The sequence below is a fragment of the Phyllobacterium sp. UNC302MFCol5.2 genome, assembly GCF_000686005.1.
GTDB lineage: Bacteria > Pseudomonadota > Alphaproteobacteria > Rhizobiales > Rhizobiaceae > Phyllobacterium > Phyllobacterium pellucidum.
The window spans coordinates 224129-238946 of record NZ_JMLL01000010.1 but is presented as its reverse complement, the minus strand read 5'-3'; the positions used below and the strand labels follow the sequence as shown (position 1 = coordinate 238946).

18 protein-coding genes and 2 pseudogenes are annotated in these 14818 nt (G+C 61.4%); all 20 read left to right on the top strand.

Translation table 11 applies throughout. The annotated features are described in order from the left end of the window. Window positions 1–104: 104 nt before the first annotated feature. The 20 genes and pseudogenes from BR48_RS0103090 to BR48_RS26565 all read left to right on the top strand — a co-directional run bounded on the left by BR48_RS0103090 (window position 105) and on the right by BR48_RS26565 (window position 14806). Window positions 105–734: a LysE family translocator gene (locus tag BR48_RS0103090; RefSeq protein WP_027229962.1), complete on the top strand. Its 630-nt coding sequence runs from the start codon at window positions 105–107 to the stop codon at window positions 732–734. A 154-nt stretch (window positions 735–888) separates the two neighbouring features. After that, entirely contained in the window at window positions 889–1422 is a 534-nt protein-coding gene (locus tag BR48_RS25715) for a hypothetical protein (RefSeq protein ID WP_027229961.1), read from the top strand. Further along, window positions 1382–2543, top strand: a pseudogene (locus BR48_RS23660) (terminase family protein). The gene BR48_RS25715 and the pseudogene BR48_RS23660 overlap by 41 nt, the downstream one beginning before the upstream one ends. A gap of 46 nt (window positions 2544–2589) precedes the next feature. Then, a complete protein-coding gene (locus BR48_RS0103065; RefSeq protein ID WP_027229958.1) occupies window positions 2590–3759 on the top strand; it encodes a phage portal protein in 1170 nt (389 codons plus the stop codon). Window positions 3760–3761: 2 nt separating this feature from the next. Then, window positions 3762–4130 carry a DUF6107 family protein gene (locus BR48_RS0103060; RefSeq protein WP_027229957.1) on the top strand — a complete coding sequence of 123 codons (369 nt, stop codon included), beginning with the start codon at window positions 3762–3764 and terminating at the stop codon, window positions 4128–4130. Further along, a complete protein-coding gene (locus BR48_RS23655) occupies window positions 4120–4692 on the top strand; it encodes an HK97 family phage prohead protease (protein ID WP_036813238.1) in 573 nt (190 codons plus the stop codon). Before BR48_RS0103060 ends, BR48_RS23655 begins: the two co-directional genes overlap by 11 nt. A gap of 14 nt (window positions 4693–4706) precedes the next feature. Then, window positions 4707–5954, top strand: a complete 1248-nt coding sequence (locus BR48_RS0103050) for a phage major capsid protein (RefSeq protein ID WP_036813235.1) — start codon at window positions 4707–4709, stop codon at window positions 5952–5954. A gap of 81 nt (window positions 5955–6035) precedes the next feature. Further along, entirely contained in the window at window positions 6036–6599 is a 564-nt protein-coding gene (locus BR48_RS0103045; RefSeq protein ID WP_027229955.1) for a phage head-tail connector protein, read from the top strand. Continuing rightward, window positions 6599–6934: a phage head closure protein gene (locus BR48_RS0103040; RefSeq protein ID WP_027229954.1), complete on the top strand. Its 336-nt coding sequence runs from the start codon at window positions 6599–6601 to the stop codon at window positions 6932–6934. The genes BR48_RS0103045 and BR48_RS0103040 overlap by 1 nt, the downstream gene beginning before the upstream one ends. Next, window positions 6931–7080, top strand: a complete 150-nt coding sequence (locus BR48_RS26100; RefSeq protein ID WP_155810799.1) for a hypothetical protein — start codon at window positions 6931–6933, stop codon at window positions 7078–7080. Before BR48_RS0103040 ends, BR48_RS26100 begins: the two co-directional genes overlap by 4 nt. Further along, window positions 7077–7484: a DUF3168 domain-containing protein gene (locus tag BR48_RS0103030; RefSeq protein ID WP_027229953.1), complete on the top strand. Its 408-nt coding sequence runs from the start codon at window positions 7077–7079 to the stop codon at window positions 7482–7484. The genes BR48_RS26100 and BR48_RS0103030 overlap by 4 nt, the downstream gene beginning before the upstream one ends. A gap of 13 nt (window positions 7485–7497) precedes the next feature. Next, window positions 7498–7917: a phage major tail protein, TP901-1 family gene (locus BR48_RS0103025; RefSeq protein WP_027229952.1), complete on the top strand. Its 420-nt coding sequence runs from the start codon at window positions 7498–7500 to the stop codon at window positions 7915–7917. After that, window positions 7910–8248 carry a gene transfer agent family protein gene (locus BR48_RS0103020; protein WP_027229951.1) on the top strand — a complete coding sequence of 113 codons (339 nt, stop codon included), beginning with the start codon at window positions 7910–7912 and terminating at the stop codon, window positions 8246–8248. The genes BR48_RS0103025 and BR48_RS0103020 overlap by 8 nt, the downstream gene beginning before the upstream one ends. Beyond that, on the top strand, window positions 8245–8460 hold the full coding sequence (locus tag BR48_RS26095) for a rcc01693 family protein (protein ID WP_027229950.1): 216 nt from the start codon (window positions 8245–8247) through the stop codon (window positions 8458–8460). Before BR48_RS0103020 ends, BR48_RS26095 begins: the two co-directional genes overlap by 4 nt. Continuing rightward, window positions 8461–9009 (top strand): phage tail tape measure protein, encoded by a 549-nt coding sequence (locus tag BR48_RS0103010; protein ID WP_027229949.1) that lies wholly within the window; start codon window positions 8461–8463, stop codon window positions 9007–9009. 12 nt (window positions 9010–9021) lie between these two features. Next, window positions 9022–9648 (top strand): DUF2460 domain-containing protein, encoded by a 627-nt coding sequence (locus BR48_RS0103005; RefSeq protein ID WP_027229948.1) that lies wholly within the window; start codon window positions 9022–9024, stop codon window positions 9646–9648. After that, window positions 9645–10511: a DUF2163 domain-containing protein gene (locus BR48_RS0103000; protein WP_027229947.1), complete on the top strand. Its 867-nt coding sequence runs from the start codon at window positions 9645–9647 to the stop codon at window positions 10509–10511. Before BR48_RS0103005 ends, BR48_RS0103000 begins: the two co-directional genes overlap by 4 nt. Next, complete coding sequence (locus BR48_RS0102995) at window positions 10508–10948, top strand: NlpC/P60 family protein (RefSeq protein ID WP_027229946.1); 441 nt, start codon at window positions 10508–10510, stop codon at window positions 10946–10948. Before BR48_RS0103000 ends, BR48_RS0102995 begins: the two co-directional genes overlap by 4 nt. Before the next feature lie 13 nt (window positions 10949–10961). After that, window positions 10962–12584, top strand: a pseudogene (locus BR48_RS26820) (glycoside hydrolase TIM-barrel-like domain-containing protein); the annotation flags it as partial. A 44-nt stretch (window positions 12585–12628) separates the two neighbouring features. Further along, window positions 12629–14806, top strand: a complete 2178-nt coding sequence (locus BR48_RS26565) for a glycoside hydrolase TIM-barrel-like domain-containing protein (RefSeq protein ID WP_245273373.1) — start codon at window positions 12629–12631, stop codon at window positions 14804–14806. Window positions 14807–14818: the final 12 nt, after the last annotated feature.

Below are 14818 nucleotides of genomic sequence, written 5' to 3'. Positions count from 1 at the left end.
ATGATTTGATCGAGGAGTGTTGCCGAAGCGCAAGCCTGCAAATTGCGCTTGCAATTGGTAGCAACCGGTGGATTGATGCCATTTTTCACTCGAGGATGGTACGCATGTCGATTGAACATTGGCTCGCATTCGTTGCGGCATCTGCAATTCTCCTTGCCATTCCCGGCCCCACCATCCTTCTTGTCATCTCTTACGCACTCGGCCATGGCCGCCGCTTTGCCGTGGCAACGGTTGCCGGTGTCGCGCTTGGCGATTTTACCGCAATGACAGCTTCAATGCTCGGCCTTGGCGCCCTGCTTGCCGCCTCCGCAACGATCTTTACCGTCCTCAAATGGGTGGGCGCAGCCTATCTGATTTATCTCGGCATCAAGCTCTGGCGAGCGCCGGTTGCCAATCCTGATGGCGGCGATGCGGCGGTCAAGGAGGAGAAGGCGCTGCCGGTCTTTCTTCATGCCTATGTCGTCACCGCCCTTAACCCGAAGAGCATCATCTTCTTCGTTGCGTTCCTGCCGCAGTTCCTCGACCTGTCGCGTCCCGTGCTGGGCCAGATGGTCATCTTCGAGATGACATTCCTGGTTTTGGCAACGCTTAACGCCGGCACATATGCGCTGATGGCATCCATGGCCCGCCACACGATCCGCAAACCCAAGGTGCAGCGCATCGTCAATCGCTCCGGCGGATCGCTGATGATTGGCGCTGGTATGCTGGCTCTGGGTTGGCACAAAGCGGCCTAGAGAGAAAAAATTCATATATAGGAAAATAGTCCTTGACTGCGTAACGGTCGTGCAGTAGGTTTTGGTCATCGTCGGAAATGTGACTTCAGTGCTCCGCAGGGCAGCATCGCCCTGCGAGCGTTGACGGTTCGCAAAGCGATCTCTCAGGACATTCATGGCCTCTTCCTCGTCCGTCATGCGGCGGCGGAGCGCAGTTGCGCTCTGCCGTGACTATGGCATTTCATCAGCCGAGATCGCACCGTTGTTCGGGGAAGACGAAGCGCAGTTCCTGCGCGCCTTGAAGCGCAACGGGCTGTCCGGCGGAGGGTTCGAACAAAAGAGCCGGCAATTGCGGCTCGCCGAGAAGATCATGAACCTCTTGCAAAAAGAGGTGGAAGCGCTGACTGCGCTTGAGGAAGACAGCCTCAGCAAGACCAAACTCGACACGCTGGCGTTGCTCACCCGCACCATCGAAAAGGTGGGCGATCTCCAGGAACGATTTGCCGCCGTAAGACTCGAAGCCGTTGGCGGCCTCAGCACCGACGAATTGCGCAACGTCCTGATGCGCATTGACGAGAGGATCGATGAACTTGCGGAAATGCGGGCAAGAGAATTGGTCCAGATCCAATCTGAACGAACGGGAGTCGAGAGCCGCGGTCCGGGAATGGATGATCCGGGGGCGCGATGCACAACAGCCGCCACGCGGTGAATGGCACGCATGGCTGATATTCGGCGGGCGCGGCTCCGGCAAGACACGGATGGGTGCAGAATGGGTCAACGGCATGGTTCACGCACTTCCGCCCTTTTCCACGGTCAAATCCGGCAATATCGCACTTGTCGGCGAAACGCTTGCCGACGTGCGCGAAATCATGATCGACGGACCTTCGGGGATCATGGCGGTGTCCCGCACCGAACGTCCGCGCTTCGAAGCAAGCCGCCGCCGGCTTCTCTGGGCCAATGGCGCGACTGCCTCGATGTTCTCCTCGGAGGATCCGGACAGCCTGCGCGGCCCGCAATTCGGCGCCGCCTGGTGTGACGAACTGGCGAAATGGCGCAATCTGCAGGAGAGCTGGGACATGCTGCAATTCGGATTGCGGCTCGGCACCAAGCCGCGTCAGGTTATTACGACGACGCCGCGTCCCTTGCCGCTCCTGAAAGCCATGATCGCCGATCCGGCAATTCCGGTCTGGCGCATGCGAACCGAAGAGAATGCGGCGAACCTCGCCCCGGGCTTTATCGATCATGTCAGCGAACTCTATGGCGGAACGCGTCTCGGCCGACAGGAACTTGATGGTGAACTGATCGAGGACAACCCCGACGCCCTGTGGTCGCGCCCATTGCTGGAGAAGATCCACTGTCCTGATGTGCCGGATCTGAAGCGCATCGTTGTGGCTATCGATCCGCCGGCAAGCGCGAACAAGAAGTCGGACGCATGCGGGATCGTCGCCGCAGGGCTCGATGGCGCGGGTATCGCCTGGGTACTGGCCGATGCGAGCCTTGCCCCGGCCAAGCCTCATCATCGCCGAGGTCAACCAGGGTGGCGATATGGTCGCGGCGGTTATCGCAGCCGAGGATGCTGCGGTGCCGGTCCGTTCCGTACGGGCCAATCGCGGCAAGGCTTTGCGCGCCGAACCGATCGCCGCGCTCTACCAACAGGGCAGGGTGCGTCACGCCGGGCGGTTCCGGCAATTGGAGGACGAGATGTGCGATTTCACCGCCTCCGGTCTATCCAGCGGCCGTTCGCCCGATCGTGTGGACGCCCTCGTCTGGGCGCTGGGCGATCTGTTTCGTCGCCGCGACGGCAGTCCGCGCGTGCGCGTCGTGGCCTAACGGCGACTGCCTCAATTCAATCCGTCAGACGGAGAGCAATAGTCAAATGGCAATTCAATGGCCGTGGCGCCGCGGCGCCGCGAACGAGAACCCGCATCTCCAGCGTAAATCCGCGCCGGGCCTGGTGGCACTGCAGCTCGAGCGCGAAGCGCGTTGGTCGCAGAGCGGCTATTGCGGGCTGTCGCGGCAAGGCTTCATGCGCAACGCTGTCGTCTATCGCTGCGTACGCCATCTCGCCGAAGCTGCAAGTTCGATCCCCTGGCTGCTCTATGAAGGCGATGCTGAAGACAGCCGCCATCCCGCCCTCCAGCTTCTCGCCGATCCGCATCGCGGGATGGATGGGTCGAGCCTTTTCGAAGAGCTCTATGGTCACCTCCTTCTGTCGGGCAATGCCTATGTGGAGCGGGTGGAGAGCGGCAGCGGCGCGAGCGAACTCTATCTTCTCAGACCCGACCGCGTGCGTATCGTCGCGGACGATCGCGGCTGGCCGACGGCGCTCACCTATGGTGCCGGCGTGCAGAAGCGGACGGTGCCGCTCGGCGAAGGCCGCAGCCTGCATTTAAAGTTGTTCCACCCGCTCGATGATCATTACGGCTTTGCGCCGCTCGAAGCGGCGTCGATGGCGCTCGACATCCATAATGCTTCAGCGACCTGGAACAAGGCGTTGCTTGACAACTCGGCGTGCCCGTCAGGCGCTCTCGTCTATGCGCCGGGCGAAACGAGCCATCTTAGCGAAGAGCAGTTCGACCGTCTGAAGGCCGAGCTTGAAGAAGGTTATACGGGCGCCGCCAAGGCGGGGCGCCCGCTCCTGCTTGAGGGCGGACTCGACTGGAAGTCGATGGGTCTGTCGCCACGCGACATGGACTTTGTCGCCGCCAAGAATACGGCAAGCCGCGACATAGCGCTCGCCTTCGGCATCCCGCCGATGTTGCTGGGCATTCCGGGCGACAACACCTACGCCAATTATTCGGAAGCCAACCGTGCATTCTATCGCCTCAGCGTTATCCCGCTGGTGGTGCGAACGGCGAAGGCTTTCAGCAATTGGCTCGGCCCCGCCTATGGCGGAAAATTCAGGCTCGAACCTGATCTCGACCGCGTCGACGGATTGGCGCAGGAGCGCGACGCCCTCTGGCAGCGCATCGCGGCGGCGCCGTTCCTCAGCGACGAGGAAAAGCGCGAGGCTGTCGGCTACACGCAGAAAACTTCGGGAGATTGACTATGACACATTGGTCGGACGCCGCTTGGATACTCGCGGCAAAAGCGGTCGGCGCGGTAGCAGGATCGGCTGTTTCGCTTGCCTACATGTTGCCGAAGGACAAGAGCGAAGCTGCGATCCGCTTTATCGTCGGTATTGTCTGCGGGCTCGCTTTCGGCGGTGCCGCAGGCGTCAAGATCGCGGTGGAGCTCGATATTCGCGGTCAGCTCGGTGACGGCGAACTGATGCTGATGGGCGCAACGGCCGCAAGTCTCGCGGCCTGGACGGCGCTCGGCCTGTTTGCGCGGCTTGCCGCCCGCACGGGTGAATCGAAAACTCCGCATTGTAACGCAAGCAATGGAAACAAAAAGGATATCGCGGATGCGCGCTAAAGCGATATCTCCAGTGATCGAGAAGAAATTTGCCGGGCTTTCCATCGAAAAGGTTACGCCCGATGGCAGCTTCTCCGGTTACGCCAGCCTCTTTGGCGAGGTCGATCTAGGCAAGGACGCCATAGAACCCGGCGCCTTTGCCAAATCCGTACGCGAACGCGGCGCGCTCGGCATCCGCATGCTCTGGCAGCATGATCCCAACCAGCCGATAGGGGTATGGACCGAGATAAGGGAAGACAGCCGCGGTCTTTATGTAGAGGGCCGGCTGACCAAGGGAGTCGCCCGTGCCGGGGAAATCCTCGAACTGATGCGAACGGGGGCGATCGATGGCCTTTCGATCGGGTTTCGAACGGTGCGCGCCAGATCCGGCAGGGCCGGCATCCGCCATATCCAGGAAGCCGATCTCTGGGAGATCTCGGTGGTGACATTCCCGATGCTGCCCTCGGCTCGCGTTGGCCAAGTGAAGAGCCTCGCCCGGCAGGCACATACCGAAGCGGAGCGCCTCTCAGCCAAGCTTCGTGCCGCTGCCAGATACATCAGAGCCGCAACGCCATTTCAATGACCAAAGGAAAAACGATGACGCAACAGACATCAATGCCTGATCTTGAGACGAAAAACGCGAGCAGCGTGGACGATTCCTTCGATGCGTTCATGCGTTCGTTCGACGAGTATAAAAGCACCAACGAGTACCGGCTTGCGGAAATCGAGCGCCGGGGCGGAACGGACGTGCTGACGAATGAAAAGCTCGACCGCATCAATGACACGCTTGACGAGCAAAAGCGGGTCATCGACCACATGCTGCTGAAGCGGGAACGTCCCCACCTCGATGGCGGTTTTGACCCTTTGGTCTCGCTCGAGCACAAGACGGCTTTTGACAACTATGTCCGGCGCGGCGACGAAAGCGGTCTGCGCCCGATCGAAGCCAAGGCGCTGTCGATAGGCACCGCCGCCGATGGTGGCTACCTCGTGCCCCCGGAGATGGAACGCGAGATCGGCACACGGCTGGCCGCAATCTCGCCAATCCGCAACCTTGCCTCGGTGCGGCAAGTTTCGAGCTCGCTGCTGAAGAAGCCTTTCTCGATCAAGGGGCCGGCAGTAGGCTGGGTTGGCGAAACCGATGCGAGGCCGCAGACCGATGCCTCCAAGCTGGCAGAGCTACAGTTCCCGACCATGGAACTCTACGCCATGCCGGCGGCGACTGCATCGCTGCTCGACGATGGCGCGGTCGACGTCGAACAGTGGATCTCGGCGGAGGTGGAAACCGCCTTTGCCGAGCAGGAGGGCAAGGCATTCGTCTCCGGCGACGGCGTCAACAAGCCGCGCGGGTTTCTGAACTACGACACGGTGGCGGAAAATGCCTGGGCCTGGGGCAAGATCGGCTTCCTCGCGACTGGCGTCGCCGCGAAGTTTCCGGCAACTGCCGCCTCCGACATTCTTCTCGATACGATCTATTCGATAAAGGCCGGCTATCGCCAGAATGCGAATTGGGTGATGAACCGCAAGACGCAGGCGGAAGTGCGCAAGCTCAAGGATAATGACGGCAACTATCTCTGGGTACCGCCTGCCGCACCGGGCCAGCAGGCGTCTCTGCTCGGCTTTGGTTTGACTGAGGCCGAGGACATGCCGGATATCTCCAGCAGCGGCTTTGCCATCGCCTTTGGCGATTTCGCGCGCGGTTATCTGGTCGTGGATCGCATGGGCGTGCGTGTGCTCCGCGATCCTTACTCAGCCAAGCCCTACGTGCTTTTCTATACGACCAAGCGCGTCGGCGGCGGGGTCCAGGATTTTGCAGCGATCAAGCTGCTGAAGTTCGCGGTCTCATAAGGAACCCGGCACGGCGGCACTCTGTCCCGCGCGGAAGAGTGCCGTGTGGCACCAAAAACCCATTCCAATCAGGACACTTCCATGACTCTTGCAATTTTGACGGCGCCGGCGCTCGAGCCGGTGACGCTGGCGGAACTGCGCCAGTTTTTGCGTCTCGACAATGGCAGCGAGGACGCGCTCCTGATTGGTCTGATCAAGGCGGCGCGCGAAACGCTGGAGCAACAGACCGGTCTTGCGCTCGTCACCCAGACCTGGCGACTTTATGCCGATCGCTGGCCGAGGCATGGCTTGATCAAGATTGCCAAATATCCCCTGCGCTCCATTGTTTCGGTCACAGCATACCAGGACGACGGGACGCCGGTCGCTCTTGCACAAGACTCTATTCACTTGAACGGTTCGACCCGTCCAGCGCGGCTTTACCTTGCTGCACCGAGCCATGCGGCGCTCTCCGGCCTCGAGATCGATTTCGAGGCCGGTTTCGGGGAGGCAGGCACGGACGTCCCCGATGCCTTGCGCCACGCTATCATGACCCTTGTCGCGCACTGGTATGAGTTTCGCGGCGTCTTCGATGTCTCGCAGCAGCCAGTCTCCTATCCGCCAGCCTTCGAGCGGACGGTCGGCCTTTGGCGCAGGATATCCCTTTGATGCCGACGCTGTTCATCGATCCTGGAAGATTGTCGCAGGAACTGTCGCTGGAGGAGCCCCGGTACGACATGGACGATGCCGGCAGCCTTGTCGTCGCCTGGACCGAAATCGGCACGCTTTGGGCGCAGGTCGAGCCCATAGACGCAGGGGTGCGCTGGCTGGGCGAACAGGCGCTTCCCGAGGCGACGCATCGCATAACCCTGCGCATGCGCCGCGATATCACGAGCGCCATGCGCCTGCGCAAAGGCAACCGCATTTTCCAGATTTTGACACTGCACGATCCGGATGAGAGCGGCCGCTATCTTGTCTGCCGCGTGCGCGAGGAGGTTCAATGAAAATCACCATGGAGCTGACGGTCGCCGATCTCATAAGGACCCTGCGCTGGCAAGCTATCGCTTTATCCGAGAAGGAAATCGCAGCACCGAAGCCTGAGACACCGGTGCGCGTCTCAAGCCAGCCCATGCCGGAGCCGAAGCGATGACAAGCGCCGGACTGGAACTCCAGAAGGCGGTTCTAACACTCTTGAAGGCGGATCCGTCGCTGAAAAGCTTGATCAATACCCGTGTCTACGACCGCGTGCCGGCGCAGGCGGAATTTCCCTATGTGACGCTTGGCGCCTCGACGACTTACGACTGGAGCACGGCGAGCGAGCGTGGCAGCGAACATATCTTCACGCTGAATGTCTGGGATCGGGCGAGCGGCCGCAAATCCGTGATGCAGATCATGCATGCAATCGATCGGCTTTTGACCGGGACGCAACTGACGCTCACCGGCCACCGGCTGATCAACCTGATTCCGCAATCGTTGTTGGCGCGGCCCGAAGACAATCGAGACGGCTACCTCGGTGTGCTCCGCTACCGCGCCGTCACCGAAGAACAGCCATAAGAAAGGACACGAGATGGGTGCCCAAAGAGGTAAAGACATTCTGTTGAAGATCGCCAACGCCGCCGGCAGCTATATGACCGTTGCCGGCATGCGCTCCAAGCGCATCGCCTTCAACGCCGAAGCCGTCGACGTGACGGATGCCGACGCCATCGGCCGCTGGCGCGAACTGCTCGGCGGAAGCGGTGTGCAGCGCGCCTCGATCGGCGGCTCCGGGCTGTTCAAGGATGCACAATCCGACGCGCTTATCCGCCAGGCCTTCTTCGACGGCACCATCGCCAATTGGCAGGTCGTCCTGCCGGATTTCGGCATCCTGCGCGGACTGTTCCAGATCATGGCGCTGGAATATGGCGGGGCGCATGACGGCGAGGTGACCTTCGAGATCGCGCTGGAATCCGCGGGTCCGGTAGAATTCACGGAGGCGGCCCATGCCTAACCGCCGCCGTGGTGAGATCAGCGCCAATCTCGACGGACGCGACTTCACGCTTTGCCTGACGCTTGGTGCCCTTGCCGAACTCGAGGACGCCTACGGGGCGCAGGATCTTGGCGCATTGCTGAGACGGTTTGCCGGCGGCGCGCTTTCTGCCGGCGATCTCATAAAGATCATCGCTGCTGGACTTAGAGGCGGCGGGAACGACGTAGGGCCAGAGGCAGTGGCTCTGATGCGCACGGAGGGCGCAGCCGCCGGCTTTGCAACCATCGTGAGCGAACTGCTGAGCGCGACCTTCGGTGATTCAAAATCGGAGCAAGCGCCGCCAAACCCTTGAAAGCCGCAGCAGATCAGCCGGTCGACGCCTTTCCATGGGACGCCATCATGAAGGCGGGATTGGGCCTGCTGCGGCTCACGCCATCGGCGTTCTGGGCCATGACCTTGCGCGAGCTCAACGCCGCCTTCGCGCGGCCGCGCGCGCTCCTGGCACCCACACGATCCGAAATTGAACAAATTGTGCGCATGTTTCCCGATGATGTGGAGCAATGAATGGCCACCGAAGAATTTGCCGTGCCGCTGAAAATTACGGCCGATGGAAAGTCCGTCGAAAGTGTTCTCACCAACCTTGAAGCGAGGTCGAAGCAATTCGGTCGCACCATAAGCGACGCGCTGAAGGGTGCGGCCGTCAGCGGCAGGAGTTTTGAGGATGTCTTGCGCAACCTCGGAATGAGCCTTGCCAACATGGCCCTCGGCGCCGGTCTTGCACCCTTGCAGAAAATGGCGTCCGGCTGGTTTGAAGGGCTGTTCAACGGTCTCCAGGGGGCAAAGCCGCATGCGAAGGGCGGCGTCGTCAACAGTCCTACTTACTTCAACGATGGCGGTGCATTGGGATTGATGGGCGAAGCCGGCGCCGAGGCGATCATGCCGCTGGCGCGCGGTGCCGACGGCAAGCTTGGTGTCGTATCCCAGGGTGGCGGCGCACCCCTCCATGTCACCTTCAACGTGACGACGCCGGATGCCGCCTCCTTCCGCAAATCGGAAGCGCAGATGACCGGCATGCTGGCGCGTGCGGTTCAACGCGGGGCGCGAACCCTTTAAAGGCGGTCAACCATGACTGGTTTCCATGACGTGCGTTTTCCAACCGGCGTGTCGTTCGGCGCGACCGGCGGCCCCGAATGGCGCAATGAGATCGTTCCGCTGACCTCCGGTCTCGAACAGCGCAATGCTCGCTGGGCCCAATCGCGGCGTCACTATGATGCGGGCACCGGCATTCGGTCGCTCGCCGATCTCGAGAGCGTAATGACATTCTTCGAGGCGCGCCGCGGCTCGCTCTACGCTTTCCGGTTCCGCGATCCTTTCGATCATTTGTCATGCAAGTCTGGACAGTCGGTTTCTCCTGCCGATCAGTGGCTTGGGCATGGCGATGGCGTTAACGCCATATTCCAGTTGACCAAGCGATACGGTGAATATGCGAGGCCCATCACCAAGCCAGAGCCCGGCAGCGTACGCGTGGCGGTCAATGGGGTAGAGCGAAGTAGCGGCGATTTCGCCGTCGATACTATGAGCGGACGCGTCAGTTTCCAGCAGGGAAAGGTCCCGCCTGCGGGAGCAAGCATCACCGCCGGTTTCGGCTTCGACGTGCCGGCTCGCTTCGATACGGATCGGCTGGCGATCAGCCTTAGATCATTCAAGGCGGGCGAAATTCCGTCCATACCGATCATTGAGGTGAAGGCATGACGCAACTTTCGCCATTGCTGGAATCACATCTTGCAGGTGAGGTTACAACCCATTGTTTCTGCTGGATTATCCGCCGACGTGACGCAGCAGTCTTCGGCTTTACAGATCACGACCGGACACTCTCCGTCGCGGGCGTTGCCTGCGAGCCCCAGACGGGCCTCAGCGGCAGCGAGGCAACGACCTCATTGGGGCTCAGCGTCGACAGCGCGGAAGTGGAGGGCGCGCTTTCGTCTCTGAGCATCGCTGTTGCGGACATCGAACGCGGGGCATTCGATCTGGCGGTGGTAGAAACCTGGCTCGTCAACTGGAATGCTCCCGACCAGTGCACCCTTCTGCGAAGTTCGCGTATTGGCGCGATTACCCGCTCAGGCGGGCGTTTCGTGGCGGAACTGAAAAGCAGTGCCGCCGACCTCGATAAGATCAGCGGCAGGCGCGTCACTCGTCGATGCGACGCCCAACTCGGAGACCGTCGTTGCGGCTACGGTGCGGCTAAACAGGCCGGCGTGGTGATCCAGATTTTATCCGATCGCGAAATCGTGGTCTCGGGTTTGCAGCCGCCGACTGGCCAGTGGTTTGACAATGGAGCGCTCACTTGGATGAACGGCACGTCAAATGTTGCTCTAAGCAGCGGGCAATATGGCGGCGGAATACGGCTCGGCCTGCGCGACGCGCAGTTTCCGGATCCGAAGGTCGGCGATCGGTTCGAACTTTTGCCGGGATGCGACAAGAGTTTTGCCCAATGTAAGGCGAAGTTTGGCAACAGCGTCAACTTTCGCGGCTTCCCGCATCTGCCGGGCAACGATGCCGCCTACAATTACGCCGACGGCAAGGGCAATTTTGATGGCGGGCCGTTGGTACCATGACGGCTGCTGACCTTGCTGTTGCCGAAGCGCGCCGCTGGATCGGCACACCCTACCGCCATGCGGGATCACGTTGCCAGGTCGGATGCGACTGCCTGGGCCTCGTACGCGGCATCTGGCGTGCGCTATATGGCAGCGAGCCGCAACAGGTCTCACCCTATTCGGCGGATTGGGCAGAGGCGGGCGGTGGCGATCCGCTGCTTGAAGCCGCGCAGCGGCACATGATCGAAAAGCCGCCTTGCGAAGCAGGCACCGGCGATCTGCTCGTCTTTCGCTGGCGAGACAATGTCGCTGCGAAGCATCTCGGTATCCTGGCCGGTCCTGAGCGCTTCATTCACGCCTATGAAGGACATGCGGTACTGGAATCGGCCCTTGTGCCGCAATGGCGCCGCCGGGTTGCCGGAGCCTTCGCATTTCCTGAACCGGCAGCAGATTGCTGAAAGATCCAATTAGATGGCAACAATTGTTCTGACAACTGCGGCGGGATGGCTGCTGGGCCAGGGTACGGTGGCAGCCGCAATCGGGACCGCGGCCGCCTCGCTCGGTGGCTATCTCATCGATCAGGCCCTGTTTGGCGAGCGCGTCGAAACGGGCCGGATGTCGTCGATGCGGCCGACCCTTGCAGAAGAAGGTGCCGGGCTGCCGCGTCTCTACGGAACCGCGCGTTTGCCTGGCACATTGGTCTGGGCGACGCGTTTCGAAGAGGTCAAGAGCGATCGGCGCGGCTCCAAGGGCGGGCCGAAAGTCACCGAATATTCGTATTTTGCCAATTTTGCCATCGCTGTGGCCAATGGCGAGATCAGTCTGATCCGCCGCATGTGGGCCGACGGCAAGGAATTCGACCAGACGAAATGCACGATGCGGGTGTACAAGGGCAGCGAGACCCAGCCGTCCGATCCCTTGATCGAAGCCAAGCAGGGAGCCGGCAATGCCCCCGCCTATCGCGGCACGGCCTATGTGGTCTTCGAGCGCATGCCTGTCGATGAGTTTGGCGGGCGTATTCCGCAATTCCAGTTTGAGGTGGTTCGCGCTGTCGGTGCTGCCGCTCGTGATCTGCCGGCAGTCGCTTTGATACCTGGCGCGACCGAGTTCGGATTATCGCCGCAACCTGTGACAGACGAGCCGAGCAAGGGCGAGACGCGATCGCTCAATCGCAATTGCCTGCGCGCACAGAGCGACTGGCAGGCCTCGATGGACGAGCTACAGGCGCTTTGCCCCTCGCTGAAGCATGTCGCGATCGTGGTCCCGTGGTTCGGGACGGACCTACGCGCCGGTGAGTGCCGGATCAAGCCGGGCGTGATGGAGCGCAAGGCGCGTGGCGAAAGCAAACCCTGGTACGCCGGCGGCATCGCTCGATCCGATGCTCATTTGATCTCGCGGACTGCTGAGGGCGCGGCCTACGGCGGCACGCCGTCCGATGCGAGCGTGATCGCCGCGATTATGGATGCGAAGGCGAGGGGGCTCGGGGTGACGCTTTACCCCTTCATCATGCTTGATATTCTGGACAGTAACCAACTGCCCGATCCCTACGGGGGTAGCGGTCAAGCGACCTTTCCGTGGCGGGGCCGCATAACCTGCCACCCGGCGCCGTTGCGGCCCGCCACCGCCAATCGGACGGCCAACGCGGCGGCTCAGATCGCGGCATTTCTCGGCAAGGCAAAAGACTTCAGCGTCAAGAAGGGGCAGGTTGAGTTCAAGGGAGATGCAGACGACTGGGGTTATCGCCGCATGATATTGCACATGGCGCATCTCGCTCAACTGGCGGGCGGTGTCGACGCCTTCCTCATCGGCTCGGAATTGTGCGGACTGACCATCGTCAGGGACCAGTCGAACGGCTTTCCCTTTGTCGACGGGCTGCGCCTACTTGCTTCCGATGTCCGTCAGGTGGTCGGCGCCGGCTGCAAACTGACCTATGCCGCCGACTGGACCGAGTATTTCGGCCACCATCCGCAGGACGGGTCCGGCGATGTCTATTTCCATCTCGACCCTCTTTGGGCGCATCCCGACATCAATGCCGTTGGCATAGATAATTATATGCCGCTCAGCGATTGGCGCGACGAGGACTATAGCGTGCCAGGGCCGGACGGTTTCGCGGCACCTTACGACGTCGCCGCCTTGCGATCGCAGATTGCTCCGGTGAAGGGTTTGATTGGTACTATGCATCCAGCGCCGACCGGACGACGCGAAAGCGGACGCCGATCACCGATGGGCGAGGCAAGCCATGGATCTACCGCTACAAGGACATTCCGAGCTGGTGCCAGAACCTGCATTTCAACCGCATCGGCGGGGTTGAAAGCGCCACGCCGACCGCCTGGCGGCCGATGATGAAGCCGGTCTGGCTTACGGAGCTTGGATGTCCGGCGGCCGACAAGGGGCCGAACCAGCCGAATGTCTTTCCGGACATGAAATCTTCTGAAGGCGCATTTCCCTATTTCTCGGACCACGGGCGCAATGATCTTGCCCAGAACCGCTATTTGCGCGCGCACTTCAGTCATTGGATTGCGGGCGGCGGTGGCCAGATGCTGGACAAGGAGCGCCTCTATGTCTGGGCCTGGGACACGCGACCGTTTCCGGAGTTCCCGCTCAATCGCAAGCTATGGGCAGACGGAGGCAACTGGACCACCGGTCACTGGCTGAACGGACGGCTCTCCGGCGTGGCGCTGGACGAGCTCCTCTCGGCGATCCTCCGCGATTTTGGGGCGACAAATTTCGACACAAGCGCCGTCGACGGCTTCGTCAGCGGCTACGTCATCGATGAGCCCACAAGCGTGCGGGCGGCGATCGAGCCGTTGTTGACGCTTTTCGGGATCGACGCCTTCGAGGATGGCGGGCGGCTGATCTTCAGAAGCAGTTCGCGGCTCAGCGGCGAGGCGGCTCTCATCGACGAGTTAGTGGAACAGGAGGATTCCGGCCCGGTCAAATGGCGGTTGGACGAGTTGATGGATCAGCCGTCGCGCGTCGAAATTGCCTATCGCGACCCCTTGCTCGACTTTCAGGGGGCAGTGGCCTTCGCCGAACGGCCCGATGGCAAAGGAACGGAAAACCTCACCCTTGCAGGAATGATCGATGAGGGACAGGCCGTTTCGCTGGCCGAGGAGCGGCTGCAAGCGCGCCGAGCCGCACGCCGTTCGCTCGTGTGCGAACTCCCTTGGAAGCACGCGGCGCTGAAACCCGGCGACAAGATCAGGCTCCCCGGCGAGAATGCCGCATCGGTTTTCGTGGTCACCTCCATCGAGGATGGCGGAACACGCCGCGTTGCCGCGAGGGCGATGTCGCGCCACGTCCACTACCCCGCCAAGGCAGACCTTCCTGCGGCCACCGTTGCCGGTAGCGTCATGATTGTCGGGAAGCCGCATTTCGAACTCATCGATCTGCCGATGTGGCCTGGGATTGAAAAGCCTGCGGATCAATTCCGGATTGCGGCTCTCGCCAAGCCCTGGCGTGGGGTCAGCGCCTACGCGTCACCGGAAATGTCGGGCTTCGAAGCCCGGACGAAGCTGGCAGACCAGGCCACAATGGGCGAACTGACTGTTCCTCTCGCCGGCCGTGACACAAGCGGGCGGCTCATCTACGGGCAATTCCTCGAAGTTCATCTCCACTCCAGCGAATTGCGGTCAATTACCCTTTCGCAAATGCTCAACGGCGGCAACACTGCTTTGCTGGCGACCGCAGACGGCCATTGGGAAATGCTGCAGTGTCAGAACGCGGAAGAGGTTGAGAGCGATCGCTGGCGGCTGTCCGGGCTGTTGCGTGGGCAATGCGGAACAGAGCGGGAAGCGCGTGAAGCAAGGCCGGCGGGTACGACATTGATCCTTCTCGACCGTGCCGTCGCGCCGATCGGACTGAAACCGCAGGAGGCGGGGCTTACCCTGAATTGGCGCATCGGAGCGTCCGGCGAGGAATTTACCGACCAATTCTATTCGACCGTCGCGGCGACGGCTGGCCTGCGCGCTCTGCAACCGCTTGAGCCGGTGCACCTGCAAACAAGCCTTGAGGCCAATGGCGATTTGCGCTTCCGCTGGATCAGGCGCGGCCGAATCGATGCGGATAGTTGGCTTGCCGCCGACATACCACTCGGCGAGGAACGAGAGGCCTACCGCATCGAGATTCGCCTTGGCGAGCGCGTGGTGCGTTCCGCGGAGGTTGCTGGTCCGAGCTGGTTTTATGGCTTGCAACAGCGCCGGGACGACTTGGGCAATCCTGATGCAGACTTTGACTTCTACGTCGCGATGATTTCGGCCGTCACGGGACCCAGCCGGCAGGCTCATTTGGCAATTCGCCATAAACTATTGAAATAAAGCCATTTTTAA

Coding starts and splice junctions, on each gene's coding strand:
- BR48_RS0102995 (WP_027229946.1), top strand. CDS start 10,508: ATGACGGCTGCTGACCTTGCTGTTGCCGAAGCGCGCCGCTGGATCGGC.
- BR48_RS0103000 (WP_027229947.1), top strand. CDS start 9,645: ATGACGCAACTTTCGCCATTGCTGGAATCACATCTTGCAGGTGAGGTT.
- BR48_RS25715 (WP_027229961.1), top strand. CDS start 889: ATGGCCTCTTCCTCGTCCGTCATGCGGCGGCGGAGCGCAGTTGCGCTC.
- BR48_RS0103040 (WP_027229954.1), top strand. CDS start 6,599: ATGCCGACGCTGTTCATCGATCCTGGAAGATTGTCGCAGGAACTGTCG.
- BR48_RS0103025 (WP_027229952.1), top strand. CDS start 7,498: ATGGGTGCCCAAAGAGGTAAAGACATTCTGTTGAAGATCGCCAACGCC.
- BR48_RS0103065 (WP_027229958.1), top strand. CDS start 2,590: ATGGCAATTCAATGGCCGTGGCGCCGCGGCGCCGCGAACGAGAACCCG.
- BR48_RS0103045 (WP_027229955.1), top strand. CDS start 6,036: ATGACTCTTGCAATTTTGACGGCGCCGGCGCTCGAGCCGGTGACGCTG.
- BR48_RS0103005 (WP_027229948.1), top strand. CDS start 9,022: ATGACTGGTTTCCATGACGTGCGTTTTCCAACCGGCGTGTCGTTCGGC.
- BR48_RS0103010 (WP_027229949.1), top strand. CDS start 8,461: ATGGCCACCGAAGAATTTGCCGTGCCGCTGAAAATTACGGCCGATGGA.
- BR48_RS0103090 (WP_027229962.1), top strand. CDS start 105: ATGTCGATTGAACATTGGCTCGCATTCGTTGCGGCATCTGCAATTCTC.
- BR48_RS0103050 (WP_036813235.1), top strand. CDS start 4,707: ATGACGCAACAGACATCAATGCCTGATCTTGAGACGAAAAACGCGAGC.
- BR48_RS0103030 (WP_027229953.1), top strand. CDS start 7,077: ATGACAAGCGCCGGACTGGAACTCCAGAAGGCGGTTCTAACACTCTTG.
- BR48_RS0103020 (WP_027229951.1), top strand. CDS start 7,910: ATGCCTAACCGCCGCCGTGGTGAGATCAGCGCCAATCTCGACGGACGC.
- BR48_RS23655 (WP_036813238.1), top strand. CDS start 4,120: ATGCGCGCTAAAGCGATATCTCCAGTGATCGAGAAGAAATTTGCCGGG.
- BR48_RS0103060 (WP_027229957.1), top strand. CDS start 3,762: ATGACACATTGGTCGGACGCCGCTTGGATACTCGCGGCAAAAGCGGTC.
- BR48_RS26100 (WP_155810799.1), top strand. CDS start 6,931: ATGAAAATCACCATGGAGCTGACGGTCGCCGATCTCATAAGGACCCTG.